The sequence below is a fragment of the Vibrio sp. GLN_1 genome (assembly GCF_043106015.1).
GTDB classification, from domain to species: domain Bacteria; phylum Pseudomonadota; class Gammaproteobacteria; order Enterobacterales; family Vibrionaceae; genus Vibrio; species Vibrio parahaemolyticus.
In genome coordinates, this window is record NZ_JBICMD010000036.1 from 894833 (window position 1) to 913741 (window position 18909).

Below are 18909 nucleotides of genomic sequence, written 5' to 3' on the forward strand. Positions count from 1 at the left end.
GCCATTAACTCTATTTAGCCACCCGACTGAGGAATTTTAGCAACGAGTCTTAAAGACGTGGTTAGCTCTTCCATTTGAAGCCATGGCTTGAGCCAAGCAACCGCGTTGTAAGAACCAGGCGAACCTGGAATTTCCTTAACTTGTACGCGAGCGTCGGCAAGAGGGTATTTCGCACGAATTTCTTGACCGCCACCTTCAGAAGCGTTCACATAGCCAAGAATCCAACGGTTCAACCAAGATTCAACGTCTTCTGCTTCCATAAAGCTACCGATCTTATCTCGAGCCATTACTTTCAAATAATGTGCAAAACGAGAGGTTGCCATCATGTAAGGAAGTCTTGCTGAAATTGCCGCGTTTGCTGCCACTTCTGGAGATTCATGATTTGCTGGTTTTTGACAAGTTTGAGCACCAAAGAACACGGCATAGTTCGTATTTTTGTAGTGACACAATGGTAAGAAACCCAGTTTACCCAATTCCGCTTCACGGCGGTCTGTAATGCCAATTTCCGTTGGGCACTTCATATCTGGGTCACCATCATCACTCATGAAGAAGTGTGTTGGTAGGTTATCAACTCGACCACCACCCTCTGCGCCACGAATAGCAGTACAGAAACCATACTTAGAAAATGCATCCGTCAGTTTGACGCCAAGCACGTACGATGAGTTCATCCAACAATAATCATTGTGATCAGCATTAACGGCGATACCCGACACAGGATCCACATCAAACTCTTCAAAGCCAAACGCTTCTACAGGAGACGTAGCTTGGCCGTATGGTAGGCGGGCTAATACTTTAGGCATCGTTAAGCTTACAAAACGAGAATCTGCACTTTCACGGAAAGAGCGCCATTGCGCATATTCCAACGACTCAAAGACTTTATCTAAATCGCGCGGTTTAGATAGTTCTGTCCACTCATCAAAACCAAATAGCGCAGGAGAAGCAGCAGACAAGAATGGTGAGAAACCCGAAGCAGCAACATTCGACATTAAACGCAAAGACTCAATATCTTCTGGATGGTTTGTAAACTCGTAGTCACCAATTAAAGCACCATACGGTTCACCACCAGCGCTACCAAATTCAGATTCGTACACTTTTTTAAAGATTTGACTTTGATCGAATTCAACCGCTTTACTTAAGTCTTTATGAAGCTCTTTCTTCGTGATGCTGATCATGCGAATTTTCAGCGTAGAACTTGTCTCAGAATTCATGACTAAGTAATTCAGCCCACGCCATGAGCCTTCTAACTTTTGCAGCTCAGGATGGTGCATAACTTCAGAAAGCTGCTCTGAAATCTGTCTATCAAGCAAATTAATCGCTTCACGGAAAGTTACGGTTAGGTTTTTATTCCAAGAAACCGTCCCCTTCATCGCTTCTTCAGTCAGTGTCTTGATCAGCTCTTCTGCTCTCGATGCTTCTGTTTGTTTCGTCGCACCAATAGCCTGTTCAAGAAATGAAGTGGTTTGTTCACCCACTGTAGGATCGAGTTGTTTTTCAACTTGAGTCGTCATTATTCTGCTCCCTCAGTACTTTCTGATGGCGCTTTTTTGCCAAGATCTAGCTCACCAGCTAGTTTTGCCAAATTGTCTGTATTGTTGAGAACTTCTTCTAGGATGTTTTCAAGTTCTTCCGAACGGTCGACTTTAGTCATCAAGTCTCGCAGTTTGTTACGAGTTTCCATCAGCTGACGCAATGGTTCTACTTGATTGACAATCGCTGCTGGTTCAAAGTCTTGCATCGATTTAAAGCTCAGTTCAACCGCAAATTCAGAATCGTCATTTGCTAACTTGTTTGCGACTTTGAACTTAACCGATGGACTCATCTTTTTAAGTACATCATCGAAGTTATCACGATCGATTTGAATGAAACGGCGATCCTTTAATGGTTTCAATGCTTCGGTATTTTGGCCTGCAAAGTCGCCCATAACACCCACCACAAAAGGAAGCTCTTTTTTCAAAGTTGTTCCTTCGGTTTCAACATCGTAGGTAATGTGAACACGAGGCTTCCGTACTCGTGAAAGTTTCGAGTGGATACTCGTCATACCATTCTCCCTTTATTAATTTTCATTTTGTTCTGCTATGCCAACCAAACGGAAGTAGCTTCGTTTTGCGTCTCCGTCGGAGATTAGTTCCGCCAGTAATTCAGGCAGAGGCATTCCACACCAACGAATAATTTGTTCGATGGAGTAAGAAACTGGTGAGTGAGGCTCGCTTTCTCTAAAAAAGTCCGCCACATGTTGCAACTGTTGAATAGCTTGTTCTCGAGATTGCATGTTTGTAACTAATAACGCAGATGAGTTGTGAGTAACTGCTTGTTGACTTGCTTCTTCTAACTCTTCATCACCATTTTCGTCAGAAATGGAGACCTCAGCCTTATCCTTAAAACGATTACCCAACAAGTGCTTAAGTGCCGCGTGTATTGATTCAATTCTTTTTGAAATATATGAGCTAGGCGTTACATCCCCTACAGCGTCATCAAGTCGCTGACTGAACTCATTAAAAGCACCTGTAGCGAACTCGAGATCTGCAATCAGAGACTGGTAAAACTCATCAGAAGTTGATTTCACCGTGTCAGTGATACGCGACAATTCAATTGCGCCTTGATCTACTCGTGCTCTTCGCTTGTCTTCGTCCAAGCGCTCGAGTTCAATAGCTTGTTGGTATTCCCAATATGCATAAGCTTGCTCTACACCCATATCCGTCAATGGAATCGAGGCAAGAGGAAAGATCAGCGTTCCCTCACTATCAATACCATTAAGTCCGGTGATGGCAGAAATCCGCGTTTCTATGCCGTCTTCATCAGGCATTGGGTGCAGCTCATCCCAATATGACTCAACAAACGCGCTAGCAATTTTGTAGCCTACGCCCATGCCTCTAAAACCATAAAGCCGAGTTAATGCTTCTATTAGCCAGGCAACAAACTCAAAATCTTTTGATTGTGTAGCGAGAACTTCTGGTACTTCTTCAACAAAAACGCGCCATAAGTTGTTATGTGTATGAATACTCTCTTCTTCGATGATGGCGTTTCGCTCTGCGTTTCTTGCCACCATTCGCTGATCTTTAAGTCGATAATAAGCAGACTGAGGAGAGACATCCTCTCTTGGATCAATGCCAGTCGGATTGTCTTCCGAAATTGGTGCAAGGACTTGCTCATACCAATCAAACATCGTGTTACTCATACTCTCCCCCTCAAAAACACAGGAATAGTCGCATCATCTCGCCTAGCGGAGTCAAACTCACTAGGTTCTTGACGCACTTTAATGAGCGCACACGTCACGTTATCACTAGCGCCACGCACCAGAGCAGAGTGCATCAATGCCAAACCAGCTTGGTTAACTGAATCTGCACATAGAGTTTTATGCATTTCATCACAGCTTAGTTCCTTGGAAAGTCCATCACTGCACAACAAGAACTGGTCACCATCCGCAAGCTGTCCCGATACTTGGTCTATCGTCACCATCTCATCAACCCCAACAGCTCGGGTAATTACATTGGCTAATGGATGGGACTCTGCGTCTTCAAATGCCAACAAGCCTTGCTCAACTAACTCCATCACTTGGCTATGGTCACGAGTTTTTTGTACAAAAGTACCGTTTCTTAGTTGATAAATGCGGCTATCACCAACCCATAGGCAGTGGTAATAACCATCCTGAATAAACAACAGCACCAATGTTGTGCCCATTGTCTTTCCATCTAAGTTCATTTGAGCATATTGATAGATCTCAAAATTCGCTTGCTGCACTGCTGCGCGAATATCATCTATATTGGTGTTTGGCACATCTTGCATATGACGTGCAATTCTGTCGACCAGCATTTGACTCGCGATATCGCCAGCGCTATGACCGCCCATGCCGTCAGCAACAACCCAAATATGCTGTTCAGTCATATCCAGTAACGCATCCTCATTATAAGGACGAACTTTACCTGCATGAGTTTTAGCAAAAGTAAAATAATTCCAGTTCATTCTTTGCTTCCTACCAACTCCACTTTTGCCAACGACCATCTAACATTGCAGAGAATTGACCAATAGATGGCAGTCCTGTGCTAACAAACATACATGATTCAATATGAGTAGAGCCTTCTGTCCACCAGAAGCATGGTTTTCTCTGTTGACTCTCAATTAGATGATTTAACAACGTGTTTTGCTTTGCTTCAGTTGAAAAGCTAAACACTGTTGAGATCGGGCTTTGGTACAAAAGCGCCATTTCTTCATTGCATATCGATACTTCAGAAACAAGCTCACACTTTTCCAGCATGCTTCGGTGCCATGCATCAAATACAAATTCATCATCTAACACTGACAGTGCTAGAGCCTGGCTATCTTCAGTCCAGCCACTTTGTGCCCAATACTGTGCTGCTTTGCCTTTTACCGCTCGAACAACAGTAAAAAAGAAGTAGCGACCGCATGCATCTACACTTGGAATCATGCTGCCGATATACGTAGCATCGTCCATGTAACTCACATCCAGTGCAAAATGCCAAACTGGTGCAGTTAAAAAATAATCATTCCAAGTGTCACCCAGTTGCTCTTTACTCACTGCAATAACAGCTTGCTGCCAGTCGTGCCAACGGTTTGCAAATTCAGGAGAAATACCGTCCTTAACAAAGTCACCTTTAGCCGGCATTTTTCCGATGTAGCCCCACTCAGGCGTTACAAGGTTTGCGGACATCTGAACCTCTCCATCTCATTAGACCAAAATGGGTTGATTGCACTAGATGGAATCAACTCAAGCTGAACCTTGTTCCCCTTCAAATCGATCATGACAATGTTGTCGTTGCGGGACTCTGGTCGAGCCTTGAGTGATTGGTCCAATAGTTTGAAAATGCCCCATTCCCCTTCATAGGTATGAGCAATTTCTCGTTTTGATTCGGGCGGTGTAAACACAATACGTGTCTGATCTTGACCCGATGGCCAGCGAAGTTCCTTCGATCTCGCAGGACCGTGCTTATAAACCAAGTCTTGGTCACCTAGCTCTAGCACAAATCGAGTAATGTGTTGATCTAGATATACGGGTTTCATACCAAACTCGACTCGTAGCGAGTTATCTGATTCAAAGAACGATTGTCTAATGCGTTTTGCCCTTTGAAAAACCGCAAGCGTCTCAGGCCTTACACCAATTTCTTTTTCTAGTCTCCAACGACTCTTAGACGTATCAACAAACGGCTCCAGATATTCTTGGAAGAACGAGTCCAACGTACCACCGTACCCGAAGAATCGTTGAAAGTCCTTTAGACGAACTTCCTTCGTTGCATTAGGTTCAAATGGGTATCTACCTGCTATAGTCCGCTGATAAGGACGCACTACATTAGTCACCCAAAGCTGATTTAGATGATCTTTAGAGCCGCTTTCTGCAAACTTAACCGATTCCTGTGACAACTCTCCCAACCATTGATTAAACGGTTTTGGTAAGAGATCTTTTGCTCTAGCAAAGGAGGCAGCAACATCCTGAGTCACCGTTCCATCCAATATGCTTTTGTAAGCAATTTTTTGATTGTTGCCAGAGCTAGACAAATCAGATAAGTACGAACGCAAATTCACCATCGCTTGCTGAATATCATCAAAGTCTTGTTCACTAAGTCGTAAGATTTCGGTGAAATGGGATTCAACTTCTTTACCTGGTAGAGCAACATTAAATCCATTCTCTTCAGGCAAATACATATCGAGTTTGTCTGCCGTATTAGAAAACTTCACTTTTGCAACCTTTCCTGCGACTTCCGTTGCTGCCTTTTGATTTTCCGATAACGTTACTTTCGATAACCCCACTTCCTTTTGTATTGCACGCAGAAGTGATTCAATTGGTCTTTCTACACCGGATAAAACTCTTGATTGCTCAGTTGCTAAAGCCAAACTTGGAGCTTGTTTAAGCTGAATATCCTCTATCAGAGTTTTCCACTCATTGACATAATCTTGATAATAGCGGGCTTGAACCCCCTGAATAGCACTATCATGATCAATTTCATGAGCTTTAAGATCATCCCCATACACCCAGTTTTCTTCCATCAATCCTTTGACGGTGCGATTAATCTGAATTTGGAAAATGCTGTGAAAACCGTTGTAGGTATAAAAACCGGAAATACCTTGCGATAGAGGTTTTCCACTTGCTCGCTCAAATTGTTCTAAACCTTTTGGTCCTAACACGTCTGTTAAACGGAAAGACGGAACGTGACTTTTAGCAAACTGCATCTTCATACGCTGATATGCACGCTCTGGAAGTGACATTTGCGTTAGAACTTCTCGTGCTGCACTAATAGCAGTCGCATCCATTGAGAAGCCTTTCTCGTCGTTCTCTAGTAAGTTTTTAGTATGCACTAGCAAACGCTCACGTAGCTCTTTGTTTAACTCTCCTGGATACTGACGTTCAAAGTAGAAGTTGAACCAAGCAATTACCTCTTCTTGTTGATACTTTTCCGGATTAAACAACATTAAATACGTCTTTAACGTCTCGTATAAGTATTCACGATGCTGCTTATTCGCTTCCATTTCCGAGACCAAACTCTCTGACAGCAGAGTAGCAAAGTGTTGAGAAAGAGCATCTGAATACGCGTTATTTGCTGCTTGAGAAACTTTGTCACCTTGATACAGACCAAACTTTTTCACTGCATCAGAATGACCATATTCACTATTTTTCCCTAGTGGCAACATCATGATCTTGTCTAACGTGTCTACAGCACTGATAACGTCCGATTCAAAATCAAGGCTCTCTGCACCTATCATCGCTTCAATATGATTTGCTTGGCTATTGGTATCGACAATTAACTTTGAATTCCATTGATAACTCAGGAACCAAAGAGCAGAAGCACCAACAAGAACACCAACACAACCCACGTATATGCCCGTACGCATCCATCCAGATTGCTTTTGATAGTGGCGGTTAACGGTACCTAGTAATTGCTCTTTAAAGATGACTCGCTCAAAAAGATTCTTAACAAAATAGCTATGCGAACTGTTAACGTTTGTCGCTAAAGGCAACCTCCCTAGTCCCAATCCATTAGTTGATTCACTCATCAGTCGATCAACAGGAATACCTTCTTGTACAGAGCTAAGCAAGAAAACACCGCGAATAAGGGCTGGCTCTTCAAACGTGTTCTGCGCAAATATCTCAGACAAAAACTCATCTAAGTTTGCTTGTAAAACTCGCAGCTGTTTTGGAAATTCGAATATTAGCGTGCGCTTTTCTAAGTCATCTTCAGTTTCTAATATACGTAACATGCGCGCATCGAGCCGCTCCAACATGCCGTGAAACTCTTTATTAAAGAGAGAAATGACACCACGTTCGTCATCAACTTCTCGTGGGAACATAAATCCAAAAAGTTCCTCACGCTCTTCTTTACTTAAATCAGCAAAAAATTCATTAAAGCCAGCAACCAGATCCATTTTTGTCAGCAGAACATAGATTGGGAATTGCATACCCAACTGATTTTTGAGTTCCTGAAGGCGAGATTTTATTGATCTGGCATGTAAGCTACGCTCTGTACGAGTTTGAGACATCATACTTGCTAGGCTGATTGTTACGATAGCGCCATTGATAGGCCTTTGAGTGCGGTATTTCTTAAGCAACCCTAAGAAACCGTGCCAAGCTTTAGAGTCAACCTTTTCTTGACTATCTTGCGTGGTGTAACGTCCTGCTGTATCAATAAGTACTGCTTTATTAGCAAACCACCAATCACAGTGACGTGTTCCACCTACACCAGCTATAGAGTCAGCCCCTAAGCTCTCAGCTAACGGAAATTCCAAGCCAGATTGCTTTAGAACCGTGGTTTTACCTGTTCCAGGAGGACCAATCAGAACGTACCAAGGTAAATCGTACAAACTACGCTTTCCTTTATGCGTTTTTGTCACAACTTTGATCGCTTGCTCTATACGATCGCGCATTACGTCAATTTCACTGGCGGCTTCTTTGTCTGACTGACTGTCTACTTCAAGCAACGTCTGAATACTTTCGTCTTCCCTAACTTTCTGTTTGTGCTGCTTTGTTAAGTTGATAAGCGCCCAAGCAAAAACAATCACTAAGATCGTAACTAAACGTTGGAAATCACTTTTAAGCGGCTCGTAACCTGCAACCGTGATCAGAGGACCCACAACCCAAATAAAAATGGAGCACGCGGCTACACCAACTAAACCAAGAAACCATCTTTGGGTAAATACTCTGCCTATTTCTTTAATACTCATTTCATTGCCCAACCGTTAGTTGCCCACAATAAGATCGATTTCAATTCGACGATTCATTGCTCGGTTCTCTTCACTGTCATTTTCCACCAAAGGTCTCGCATCACCCAACCCTTCAGGAATCACTCTGCCTTTAAGTGCACTGTTGGCGATTAACTGTTCGGAAAGAGAAGTTGCGCGAGCTAAAGACAAGTGCCAATTGGATGGGTACTTGCTGGTAAATATCGGACGGTCATCGGTATGCCCGGTAATTATGATCTTCCCTTGTGTCGCTTCTAAGGTACGTGCAACTTTAGAAATAACTGGCTGTATGTAAGCCACAACGCTCGCACTACCAGATTCAAATAGGTCTTGAGCTTTAAGAGAAATGCGAACTCTATCTTGCAGCGCCTCCACAGTGACAAGATCCTTGCCAATTTCCGTTGCTAAATACATAGATATTCTTTCGGCAATAGGTGCTGACTTTGACTCAACCATAGGATTACTAACAGTTGGGGTTGGTTGAATCAGGTTTACCAATTGAGCAAAAGTTTGGTTGGAAGCTTTGTTCAGCTCGTAACTGAAGTACATAAAAATACAAACAAGCAGTGCGGAAGTTACCGAACAAACCACCCACAGAGGTGCACGTTCCGAAACCTGAGCACCTGCCAATATATGTTGTTCTACTTTGTTACTAAGCTCTTGCTGTACTCCGCGACCATGTGACTTAAGCACTGATACAACTTGTTTTCTCAATTTACGGTGAGCTTCAAGCCCATTTTTTTCTAAACGATACTGGCCTATAAAACCCAAAGATAAGCATACGTACATTAGCTCTAGTAAATCTAAGTGGGATTCCGGATGAGCCAAACAGCTATCTAGATGCTTAAAAAAAGCCTCTCCACCTTGGCTGCTCGCGTAAAAAGAGCTCAACAGAGAATCATGTGTCCAAAACGATTGACTCCCCCAATTGGTATTCAATACTGCTTCGTCTAAAGAACAGCACAGACAATAACGTGCGGTATCAATGGTTTCCAGGTCAACATCATGTTGACGCAGACGATTCTCATAATCCCTAAGTTTTTGCGCGAGCGTTTCTTTAAGAAATAAAGGATCGGAATGAGTAGCTGTTGCTCTGATTTGTCCAATAATCGAAAGTAGACCATTAGCTTCTGCCAATAGTGGATTATCTCCATAAGCAACAACTGAATCGTTGTTAACCAACTCAGGGCTTTTGGATATCACAACAGTACTGTCTGCTGATCTTTGAGGCTGAGCTTTAGATACAGCCGCTCTTCCGCCAGGAGTAGGTTTTACTATCGTCTGTTCCATACTTACCACTTTTATTGATTAATGCTCCAAAGCTCTATGTCCGGATTTGGGAAATGACCAGATAAATGCAGTGCAATACCACCGCTGTCTTTAAGTCGCATCCAGAATGGCCCCTTCTTAACGACCTCAAAATAAACATACCCGGTTTGATATGGAATCTGTCGCGGCACGACACTTAAAGGAGCTACGTTAATTCCATTAATCTGGTTGTTGATTAGATCTCTAATCTGTTCTGCCGGACCAAGCTTCAATTGCGCAGGGACTAAGCGTCTAATCTCATCCGTTGTTGTGTCCGCTTTAATCGCCAATACAAACTGACATGATTCCAATAGTCGCTTATCTGGAAGTGGTGTCACTTGGATACCGTACTGGCGTACTTCTAGTGGCAACTTACTTGCAGTCTGATCAAGAACGACACTCAAGTACTGACTAAGGACTTGATTAAGTTCAGCAAACACACTTGCAACTTCAAGGTGATCGTAAGCTTTGAGATTAGGTAAGCGCTTGGTGGTGTGAGAAAACGTTGCCAACTCGCCTATGTAGCCTTTAAAGGTTGTCGCAAGCTCTAAGGGGTGTACTTTCTCCAGCTCACTAAAATGCTTCAATATGGCTTCATATCGATTCAACATTTGCAGCATTATGAAATCTACCGCAGATGCTGAAGCCGCTTTTCCTTTAACAAGTCGTTGAGCGATAACATCTGCGCGTATCTTGGTCATTGCCATTGCATTACGTAGATACCCTGTCATCACCTTGTCATTTAACAAGTTTAGAAGTGGTGGTACGTAAGAATCATCAAGAATGACCTCTCCTTCCGTAGAAACTTCTTTAATCTTAAGGATTGGTAGCTCTATATAACCTGTTAACTGCTCATTGCTTGATTTCAGCTCGATATTTAATGAGGCCACTTGAATCGTTTCTTCATCTTGGCCCGTCAGGTTATCAATAACGTCTAGATCTTGAAGTAAATACCGAGAAACCGTTGTTTCACTTGGATCCGCGATCATTTTACTGCTGACTTTTGAGAGTGGAACGATCACCTTCACTAAGGTATTTTCCGTCCCTTTTTTTACCTTTAAAGGAGACAGAAAACTTGTCGTTGCTGAAAAGTCTATCAGCGTCATATCAGGAAGAATTGCTTGAAGATTATCAAGTTCAATCAAGCCTGTTTTTAAGGCATGTTCTTTTACACGGCAATTCCAAACGCCCCAGTTATATGAGCCACCTAAACTGTGTAAGCCTTTATATTCATTAGATATTGCGCGTTCGTGCTGTTGAAAATGCTGGGGACGCAGAAACATCCCCTCGCACCAAGCCGTCTTGGAGTATTGCATCATTTATAATTAGCCAACTAAACGTTATTGTACGACCAAAGACAGATCTTCTAACGAGATTTGATAAGTGTTGTAACCCGTCTTATCTACTTTAATGACTTGTCGCCAATTTGAATTCTCAATATCGCGAAACGCGGCTACGATACCCAAATATTCTGTTTTAGGAGACATACTAGCTTGGTAGATTTCTTTTTGGCCTGGTGTCAAAGATATTTCATATTTATTCACCAAGTCTGGACCGAGTACTTTTTCATGCTCCTCATAAATAGAGAAAAAATCTTGGCTCTCAAACAGTGTATTTGATGTAAGTTCAAATACATATACAACAACTGGTGATGGTCTTCCATTCGAGTCAGGGTTGATATTATGATTTGCCGTTATTTCTAAATCCGCATATGGGTCGACCACTAAATTAGCGGCGGAGCATCCCATTAATACTAAAAATATAAATAACAAAAATGATTTATAAATTTGTTTCACAATCCCACCTTAACCTTTATTCTTGAGCGCTAATTCGTAGTGCTTAGCAAAATCTTCTAAATAAAATGGAGACTCTTTATTGACAAGTTCATCTGTTAATTGGCTATGAATACCTTCAAAGCGCTTCCAACTCTGAGCATATTTTCTTGCTGGAATAACCTTGTTAATTACATTGTCTTTAGCCAATGCATCTGAATAAATAGTATTAGGTTCAACGAGAGACATGACACTCGATACCGTACCCGCTACTCCTTGCATTAAAGCCTGCTCATGATTTTCAATATCGTTAAATGCTTCTTTTATTGCGGCATTAGGCTTTAAAAAACTTGACGTTTGACGGTTATACAAATTGTGGATTGCATCTTCCAAATTTGCTGAAAACTTAAGTGGATTATTTTCAGACTTTCTAAATGCAGTATGGTTGACGCGATTGGTTTGTTTAAATACAGCCCGATTGTGAAGAGTCTCCATTAGCCCAATAAGCATGAGAGAAAACGACTGACCTAATTGTTCAAACCACTGCTCTCGATTTTGGCTTGGTACCATATTGGGGTCGATCCCCATGCCATAAATGAAGGCTTCCAGTTCACCTCGATGCACTGTAGGTTTTTGGCTTTTAGCGTTGGTATCAGGCTGCATTGATGCAACTTTAGGTTGTGGCACTTCAGTTTCGTGACTCGGAATTTCTAGAAAATCATCTACTAGACCAATGTCTAACTGAAAATCTGATGGGACACTTTCATCCATCAACTCGGCAGCGCTTAAACCAAAATCTTCCATCTCTGGAATCGATTCTACGTGCTGTTCGAATCCAACTGGCGTCTTAACCTCTGGGTTAGATGTAAATTGATGCTCTGTCCTATCTTCAGAGATATCACTAATACTAATTTGTATTTGATAATCGCCTAAAGCAACAGTGTCACCATGGGACAAAGCAAGCTCATTCCCTTGGCCGATTGGAGTAACTGCATTATTAACAAATGTGCCATTTGTTGATAAATCTTTAATTAGATATTTATCGCCAAATTTAATCAATTCGCCGTGAGTCCCAGAAATAACTCTCTCAGGGTCTGGTAACGTCCAGTCACATTGTTCTGAGCGTCCGAAGGTTACCTTTGCATGCTCATCACTTGATTCAAACACAAACTCACTCTCTATTTCCGGAGTAAATTTGTGGAAACTCGTTATGGTCAATACCAATTTCATGAAAAACCTCGCCAAAGACCTGCTAAATATTTATATATCGATTTTTATAATTAGATTTGAAGCTTTAATTATTAACATTAAGATTAATAGAGTTCTTATAGCTGTTATAAAAACTATTGACGGCATAATGAATCATTTTTTTATCAAAGCAATCATGAATTGTTGAACAATTTTAAATATCCAACCAGGTTCAAATTTTTGACACTCAAACTTTCACCCGTCAAAAAACCGATGTTAGTTTGGCCGAGAAAATCTAACCGAAGTATTTTTCATTTAGCAGGAATATATATATTAACCCCATCATTTATATGGAGTCCTTGTGATGGAAGAAAAAAATAAAGACAAATCTATAAATAGCAGCGATAGCGGAGATAAAACAAAAATTGTAAAGACTCAAAAAAGAGAAAACGCAATTGAACCCGCTAAAAACGTTAATAAACAAGACTCCGCTGAAAATATAAATGAAACGGATACAAAACTGTCTCAAAAAGAAAACACAATACCACCTATCAACAAAAGTGATAATAAGAACACAAAAAACAAAAGTGTTATTAACTCAAATTTAATTGGGCAAACAGTAAAAAACCGTTACGAAATTGAGTCTATTTTAGGTCATGGTGGACTCTGTGATGTTTATTTAGCAAAAGACAAAATTCTTGAGTCTTCTGGCTCGGAGTCCCCTTATGTTGCTCTAAAAGTTTTACAGAAAGAGTTTGCGTCTCAGCCAGAGACAGCAAGAATGTTGATTCGAGAAGCGCAACAAACACAAAGACTTAGTCATCCAAACGTAATCCGGGTCTTTGATTTCGGAGTCGACGGTGATATCTACTTTTTAGTGATGGAATATATTGACGGCGAAACGTTGGAAAGTTTAATCCAACGATCTCGTCCAAATGGTTTGAAGTACCATGCAATGCTTTCTATCCTCAACCAAATCCTCGACGCACTATCCTATGCTCATTCGCTCGGTGTTGTACACGCCGACTTAAAACCAGCCAACGTAATTTTAACCTCCGAAGGCCATGTAAAGCTTTTGGATTTTGGTGTGTCGAAAACTCACCAGATCAAACATGATCAGTATGCAGCAAAACGTAAAACAGAAGATCTAGAAACGCTGGGCTACACGCCTAACTACGCCTCACTCAACCTGCTCTCAGGAAAAGAACCAAACATAAGCGATGATATGTTCGCCTTATGTTGTATTACGTATGAATTGTTGAGTTGTAAGCATCCATATTCAAGAACACCAGTTAATGAAGCACTAAAGAAAAATATTAAGGTCTCTAAACCAGCAAATATGCCAATAGCGAAGTGGCCGATTTTCTCGAAGATTTTTTCAACTGGTACAATTCCCGCTGATTTTAATGCAAAGACAGTTAAGCGTCGTTTGAACAAGCAATATTGGCCCTTGGCCACTGGTGTCGCAGCCAGCTTGTTGTTTATGGCAGGTCTTGGATTAGTCTACAACCAACAGCAAGTTGCCATTTCCGATCTAGAAGCAAAGCTTAGTCAACAAAACGAAGTTATCCAAAATGCAGAGCTTCTATTAAGTACCTCGCCGGAGCATAGCCGCTCTTTAATCGATGGTGACGCTTCCCTTCACCCTCTAATTAAAGCTGGGTTGCTCCGTCTACATAAGCCCTATTTACTCGGTCAATTTGAATCAGAAATAGACGATGTACTCAATTCCGATGCGACTAGCTATCCGAATTACGATGAGATTGAGGCTATTTTACAAAAGGCCAAGGGCTACTACCCGGACTCACATAAAATCGAAGTTCTTGCATTAGACATTCAATCAAGCAAGCACTCTACTCTACTTTCTATTGCTCGTCAGATTAACAGCCATTTGGAGAAATCACGTTACGATAAGGAAGAAGATACGAAGTCTATCTATGAGCTAAAAGAAGAACTAAGCCAGATCCATCAGGACTACCCTTTCGTACCGACCTCACTTTCTAGTGACGTGTTTGGTAAACACTTAAGTGACGCGTTGAAAGATCGTGATGCAGCGGCATTAGTAACATTGATAAAGGTTGGCAACACGTTCTTCACCAATAGCGATGAACATAAAACTAACTTAGAGATAAGCAATGCGATGAAAGATGCGGTGCTCGAAATGAAGCTCTATGAAACGGCGATAGATTCGAGCAATCCGTTACCTTTCCCTATCGATGCCGCTCGTATCTTGTATCAAGACGAGTTTGATGGCCTGTACTATCGCCTAAAGCAAGCAAGAACCACTGTACATTTGGATAAGTTAGTTAAAGACGTCGATAAATTCTCTGAAAACTTCCCTGTTGGATTCCAAGATATCAATGACCTACGCTTCCAAACAGCGGACAAGTATCTACAATTCTCCGACATTCTGTTGAATAAAAGAAAGACCACCAGCGCTAGACGAGCAATGAAGAAAGCGAACGATTTGATGAAACAAATTGAGCAAGATTCCAAGCAAAGTTAACGAATTTTGTCTCATTTAAGGGGCTTCTAAGCCCCTTTCCTCAAAAACGCCTTGCCTTTATGCACTCAGATGACTAGCTTATTAGTGTAGCTGTAGTAAGGAAGATAGACTTTGGCCGAGGGAAGAGTCGCCGTTGGTGATATCAATATCCTGGTCGTTGATGACTGTTCTACATCATCACTGCTAGTGAAACACCAACTCATTGCATTAGGCGCAAAAGCTTCTAACATCACTTGCGTGACTAACACGCAAGCGGCCTTGCTCGCCGCAAAAACTCGCTTTTATTCCTTCTTAGTGATTGATTACCATCTTGCAGAAAAATATACAGGTTTGGATCTCGTTCACCTCCTGAGCAGAGCTCAACTGATTTCAGACACAACCGCTGTGCTTATGATTTCTAGCGATGCCACAAAAGAGACAGTTCTCACAGCACTTTCTAGCTCAGGGCGGGTTCGTCACCTGCTAACAAAACCCCTTCAAACAAAAGCACTTTACACGAAAATGCTCCAAGCACTGCAAGAACAACAGCACATTGCCGCTGTAACAAAAAGACTGCTGGCTTCACAACCTCTCTTACTATCTGATGTCATCTTGCTTCACAAGACCCACGCGTCCAGTATTTGTGTTGAATCTCTGATTATCGATACTTTAGTTGAAAGGCGTGACTACACACTACTTGAGGATTATTTACCTCTCTGCAGTCAGAAAGAGCATGCAAGTAAAGTATGTGCGACCGCATTTTTGTTGCATCATCAAGGCCACATATCTGAAGCAGTCAAAGTTCTGGCTGATTATGTAACTCGGAATCCGCTCTGCTTGGCTGCCATTGACAGTTTGATCGGTCTTTATGAAAGCTTGGGGCAACAACGACATGCGCTCTGTTTGGCAAAAAGAGCTTTTTCGCTCACGCCAAGTAATGGTTCTCGTTTTCTCTCAGCATCCCGAATTACTGCCAAGTTGGGCCTGTTTGAAGATCTCTATGAGCTAGGCCGTACCTATGCAGCCCATTTATCACAAACCGATGCCCAATGGCTTAATGTCCTTTCTTCTTACGTTGATTTAGTCAGCGACCATTTTAAAACGCTTACTCATATTCATACCAAGAGGAAAGTGCTTGTTCAACTGAATGAACTCTGTTTACTCACGCAAAAGCAGTTGGGTAAAGAGCAGCAAGTCAGTCTATTAGCTTTTAAGCAGCTCATGCAGTGCAAGCTACTTCTCGTCGAGTCTCGCGCGGCAGAAGCGCACCTAAAATTGCTAGAGTCATTGAGTTACTTTTACGATATTCCAACACAAATGCCGATAGCATTATTGAAACAAGCCCTTCCGCTATTAGCATTTTTTGGTGAGTTTTCTATCAGACGCAGCTTGCTCGGAGTCATCAATCAATCGTGTTCATCAGTCCGACTTCAAGAGTGCAATATCGTACCACACGAATACGACTATCCATTTTCAGTAGAGACAAAACTGAACGCTCTGGCAGCTCCGGACCAACAATACCATTCTAATTCAAAGTCGGTGGTTAACTTCCTAAAACAAAGGGCATTACCACCAAATTGGTCGCGATGGTTAAGCGATTATCTCTCTGGTTCTTTTTCTAGCCAGATACCCGAACCGTTTAGCTATCACGTAACCGATAGAGAGTGAAAATGATCAACTTCGAATTGCTCAATCAATACATGGACAATGACGTAGACATCATCATTGCTGTCTTTTCAACGTACTTGGAGGATTACTCTGATGCGACAGAACAACTAAATGAAATGTTCGTACAAAAAAATTGGCCAGAGCTGTATCTGATGGCACACAGCTTGAAAGGTATTCTAGAAGGCTTTGGAGAAGATACCGCAGTTGTTGCGCTGGAGAAGATAGAAACAAGTACAAGAAACAATACTGCACCAGAATGCGAAGATATAACTATAGTTAATAACGAGCTGGTGACAATTAAAAAGCAGATTTTCGCTTACTTAGAAAACTTAAAATAAAACACCTTAAGGCTTAGAACGGGGAAATTATGAACATGGACAACAACCATTTCAAGGAGTTGATTGAGTCGCTCAAGGACTTAACTCCTACTCAAAAACGATATTTGATCAGCAGAACCAAGATGTCCTTGGACGACGAGAGCGGGATGCTAAATCCGCAAGACTTGTTGACCAGAGAAGAACTAGAAGCGCTTCTGTCATCGGCTTCCACCACCGATCACAAATAAAGAAAGCTAATTCGTCATGGACGAAAACTAAGAACCAGGTAAAGTGACAGAACTTTGCTTGGTTGTTAGGCGTCCCTCCCTTTTAATCAATACAAACGTGTTTTTTCGACCACTTCTCAATACCTGAAAACTGTCAACTAGATTACTGATTAACATTAATCCTCTTCCTGACGACATCCAGCTGTCTTCATCAAACAAGCTTGGTGCTTTTATTTCTTTATTCGTGTGCTCTTGGAAAACCGATTTTTTAATAGGACGACCGTAATCAGAAATACGCATTTCGATGTGAGTAGACTTAGAGTCAGATAAGATTGCACATTCGAGCTCAATCGGCTCGCCTTCCTGCTCATCGTAGGAGTGTATAAAGGCATTGTTCATCACCTCAACTACGCACAATTCGAGGTGTTGGACATCACTTACCAATACCTGATGTTGAAAGAGAAACTCGGCAAGCTGCTTACTCGCCTCACGGGAAGATTTTAGTGAGCTAAGAAACGTTTTTTTAAACTCGTAATCAGTCATCCTCACCCTCACATGTCGACGTGTTTGGACCAGACCATTGAAGTTGTAAAAGCGTCAAATCGTCGTCTAGCTCTTCCTTCACTTGCCAACGTTTAATGCTTTCGACGACAGAAGAAACCTGTGCTTCAAATGGAAGTCCAGAAACGCTCTGTACGTTCGCGATCAAACGATTTACAGAGAAAAACTCATTTTCGTACCGCGCTTCAACCACGCCATCAGAAAAACACCAAATCGAGTCGTTTGGTTCTAACGTAATTTCCCCGCCCTTGTATTGCATTGGTGCTAACGCGCCTACTATAAAATTCTCATCACCAACCATATCAATGGTTGCTTCTGATTGATGTCGCCATAAGAACTTAGGGTGACCGGCGGTACAGTACCTCAGTTTGCCTGTTTGAGTATTCAAAACTGCGTAAACGATTGTGAAGTACAATTGGCTGTCAGGTGTTTGTTGATATCGAAGGTTGAGCCTCTCCACCACCACATTCGGCTCCGAAACAACATATTCGCCCTCGACAAGATCTGTCGTTACCGACTCCGGTCCACAGCTTCGAGATAACGTTTTTTGAATGGAAAACGACATCAGAGCAGAAGAGACACCGTGCCCAGAAACATCGAATACATAAAACGCCACATGCTGCTCATCAAGCACAGCATAACCGAGCATATCCCCACCAAGCTGAGAACAAGGAAGATAGGAATAACTTAATTTTGTCGCTCCGATTTGCAGCTCTACCGGTAAAAGCTGCCTCATGAGATCACCAGCAGATTCTAGATCTTGACGAATCGTTTGGTAAGCGATATCTAATTCTTGATTTCTCGCGAGTAACATATTGTGCAAATCGAGAGTACGAAACCCTGCTCGTATGCGTGCTTGAAGCTCTTCTACCGACGTTTTTTTATCTACGAAATCATCCGCGCCAGCGTCAATGCCTTTGACAATCGAGCCCTGATCATTGCGTGAAGAAAGTAGGACAAAAAAGATATACCGCTCAAACGCCGCAGATTTGAGTACGCGACACAAATCAATACCACTGAGCCCAGGCATCATCAGGTCACTGAGAACAAACTGAATATCTTTTCGGTGCGTCAGGACTTCAAGTGCAGACTCACCGTCCTCCACAGCGATGACTTCGTACCCTTGCTTTTGCAATGCGGAGGTCATGTAAAGCAATACCGTTTTGCTATCGTCGACCAATAAGATTGGTTTCATCTCT

The 18909-nt window shown here is 42.0% G+C and carries 16 protein-coding genes; 4 read left to right on the plus strand and 12 right to left on the minus strand.

Annotated elements, in window-relative coordinates:
• Window positions 1-14: 14 nt before the first annotated feature.
• The 10 genes from tssC to tagH are packed head-to-tail and all read right to left on the minus strand — an operon-like array spanning window position 15 to window position 12494.
• Window positions 15-1508, minus strand: coding sequence for a type VI secretion system contractile sheath large subunit (tssC, locus tag ACF8OV_RS21760; protein WP_005463811.1), 1494 nt, complete (start codon window positions 1506-1508; stop codon window positions 15-17).
• A complete protein-coding gene (gene tssB, locus ACF8OV_RS21765; protein ID WP_005463809.1) occupies window positions 1508-2038 on the minus strand; it encodes a type VI secretion system contractile sheath small subunit in 531 nt (176 codons plus the stop codon). The genes tssC and tssB overlap by 1 nt, the downstream gene beginning before the upstream one ends.
• 15 nt (window positions 2039-2053) lie before the next feature.
• Complete coding sequence (gene tssA / locus ACF8OV_RS21770; protein ID WP_005480330.1) at window positions 2054-3175, minus strand: type VI secretion system protein TssA; 1122 nt, start codon at window positions 3173-3175, stop codon at window positions 2054-2056.
• Window positions 3172-3960 carry a PP2C family serine/threonine-protein phosphatase gene (locus tag ACF8OV_RS21775; RefSeq protein ID WP_005463805.1) on the minus strand — a complete coding sequence of 263 codons (789 nt, stop codon included), beginning with the start codon at window positions 3958-3960 and terminating at the stop codon, window positions 3172-3174. Before ACF8OV_RS21775 ends, tssA begins: the two co-directional genes overlap by 4 nt.
• 10 nt (window positions 3961-3970) lie before the next feature.
• A complete protein-coding gene (gene tagF, locus ACF8OV_RS21780) occupies window positions 3971-4666 on the minus strand; it encodes a type VI secretion system-associated protein TagF (RefSeq protein WP_203504046.1) in 696 nt (231 codons plus the stop codon).
• Window positions 4648-8166 (minus strand): type VI secretion system membrane subunit TssM, encoded by a 3519-nt coding sequence (gene tssM / locus ACF8OV_RS21785; RefSeq protein ID WP_029842814.1) that lies wholly within the window; start codon window positions 8164-8166, stop codon window positions 4648-4650. Before tssM ends, tagF begins: the two co-directional genes overlap by 19 nt.
• 15 nt (window positions 8167-8181) lie before the next feature.
• A complete protein-coding gene (tssL, locus tag ACF8OV_RS21790; RefSeq protein ID WP_025500153.1) occupies window positions 8182-9474 on the minus strand; it encodes a type VI secretion system protein TssL, long form in 1293 nt (430 codons plus the stop codon).
• Between the two features lie 11 nt (window positions 9475-9485).
• Window positions 9486-10811, minus strand: coding sequence for a type VI secretion system baseplate subunit TssK (gene tssK / locus ACF8OV_RS21795; protein ID WP_017447471.1), 1326 nt, complete (start codon window positions 10809-10811; stop codon window positions 9486-9488).
• Window positions 10812-10832: 21 nt separating this feature from the next.
• The gene (gene tssJ, locus ACF8OV_RS21800; protein ID WP_005463795.1) at window positions 10833-11288 is read right to left on the minus strand and encodes a type VI secretion system lipoprotein TssJ; all 456 of its coding nucleotides are present in this window, start codon (window positions 11286-11288) and stop codon (window positions 10833-10835) included.
• Between the two features lie 9 nt (window positions 11289-11297).
• Window positions 11298-12494 carry a type VI secretion system-associated FHA domain protein TagH gene (tagH, locus tag ACF8OV_RS21805; RefSeq protein WP_005463793.1) on the minus strand — a complete coding sequence of 399 codons (1197 nt, stop codon included), beginning with the start codon at window positions 12492-12494 and terminating at the stop codon, window positions 11298-11300.
• A 322-nt stretch (window positions 12495-12816) separates the two neighbouring features.
• Between tagH and ACF8OV_RS21810 the strand changes: the two genes are divergently transcribed.
• The 4 genes from ACF8OV_RS21810 (at window position 12817) to ACF8OV_RS21825 (ending at window position 17170) form a co-directional block, all read left to right on the plus strand.
• A complete protein-coding gene (locus tag ACF8OV_RS21810; protein ID WP_203504274.1) occupies window positions 12817-14958 on the plus strand; it encodes a serine/threonine-protein kinase in 2142 nt (713 codons plus the stop codon).
• Between the two features lie 111 nt (window positions 14959-15069).
• The gene (locus ACF8OV_RS21815) at window positions 15070-16605 is read left to right on the plus strand and encodes a response regulator (protein ID WP_203504048.1); all 1536 of its coding nucleotides are present in this window, start codon (window positions 15070-15072) and stop codon (window positions 16603-16605) included.
• Window positions 16606-16607: 2 nt separating this feature from the next.
• On the plus strand, window positions 16608-16943 hold the full coding sequence (locus tag ACF8OV_RS21820; RefSeq protein WP_180765611.1) for an Hpt domain-containing protein: 336 nt from the start codon (window positions 16608-16610) through the stop codon (window positions 16941-16943).
• Between the two features lie 35 nt (window positions 16944-16978).
• Window positions 16979-17170, plus strand: coding sequence for a hypothetical protein (locus ACF8OV_RS21825; protein WP_005499054.1), 192 nt, complete (start codon window positions 16979-16981; stop codon window positions 17168-17170).
• A gap of 27 nt (window positions 17171-17197) precedes the next feature.
• Here ACF8OV_RS21825 and ACF8OV_RS21830 read toward each other — a convergent pair whose 3' ends face one another.
• Entirely contained in the window at window positions 17198-17692 is a 495-nt protein-coding gene (locus ACF8OV_RS21830; RefSeq protein ID WP_005499055.1) for an ATP-binding protein, read from the minus strand.
• Window positions 17685-18905 carry a PP2C family protein-serine/threonine phosphatase gene (locus ACF8OV_RS21835; protein ID WP_025500882.1) on the minus strand — a complete coding sequence of 407 codons (1221 nt, stop codon included), beginning with the start codon at window positions 18903-18905 and terminating at the stop codon, window positions 17685-17687. Before ACF8OV_RS21835 ends, ACF8OV_RS21830 begins: the two co-directional genes overlap by 8 nt.
• Window positions 18906-18909: the final 4 nt, after the last annotated feature.

Coding starts and splice junctions, on each gene's coding strand:
- tssC (WP_005463811.1), bottom strand. CDS start 1,508: ATGACGACTCAAGTTGAAAAACAACTCGATCCTACAGTGGGTGAACAA.
- tssB (WP_005463809.1), bottom strand. CDS start 2,038: ATGACGAGTATCCACTCGAAACTTTCACGAGTACGGAAGCCTCGTGTT.
- tssA (WP_005480330.1), bottom strand. CDS start 3,175: ATGAGTAACACGATGTTTGATTGGTATGAGCAAGTCCTTGCACCAATT.
- ACF8OV_RS21775 (WP_005463805.1), bottom strand. CDS start 3,960: ATGAACTGGAATTATTTTACTTTTGCTAAAACTCATGCAGGTAAAGTT.
- tagF (WP_203504046.1), bottom strand. CDS start 4,666: ATGTCCGCAAACCTTGTAACGCCTGAGTGGGGCTACATCGGAAAAATG.
- tssM (WP_029842814.1), bottom strand. CDS start 8,166: ATGAGTATTAAAGAAATAGGCAGAGTATTTACCCAAAGATGGTTTCTT.
- tssL (WP_025500153.1), bottom strand. CDS start 9,474: ATGGAACAGACGATAGTAAAACCTACTCCTGGCGGAAGAGCGGCTGTA.
- tssK (WP_017447471.1), bottom strand. CDS start 10,811: ATGATGCAATACTCCAAGACGGCTTGGTGCGAGGGGATGTTTCTGCGT.
- tagH (WP_005463793.1), bottom strand. CDS start 12,494: ATGAAATTGGTATTGACCATAACGAGTTTCCACAAATTTACTCCGGAA.
- ACF8OV_RS21810 (WP_203504274.1), top strand. CDS start 12,817: ATGGAAGAAAAAAATAAAGACAAATCTATAAATAGCAGCGATAGCGGA.
- ACF8OV_RS21820 (WP_180765611.1), top strand. CDS start 16,608: ATGATCAACTTCGAATTGCTCAATCAATACATGGACAATGACGTAGAC.
- ACF8OV_RS21825 (WP_005499054.1), top strand. CDS start 16,979: ATGGACAACAACCATTTCAAGGAGTTGATTGAGTCGCTCAAGGACTTA.
- ACF8OV_RS21830 (WP_005499055.1), bottom strand. CDS start 17,692: ATGACTGATTACGAGTTTAAAAAAACGTTTCTTAGCTCACTAAAATCT.
- ACF8OV_RS21835 (WP_025500882.1), bottom strand. CDS start 18,905: ATGAAACCAATCTTATTGGTCGACGATAGCAAAACGGTATTGCTTTAC.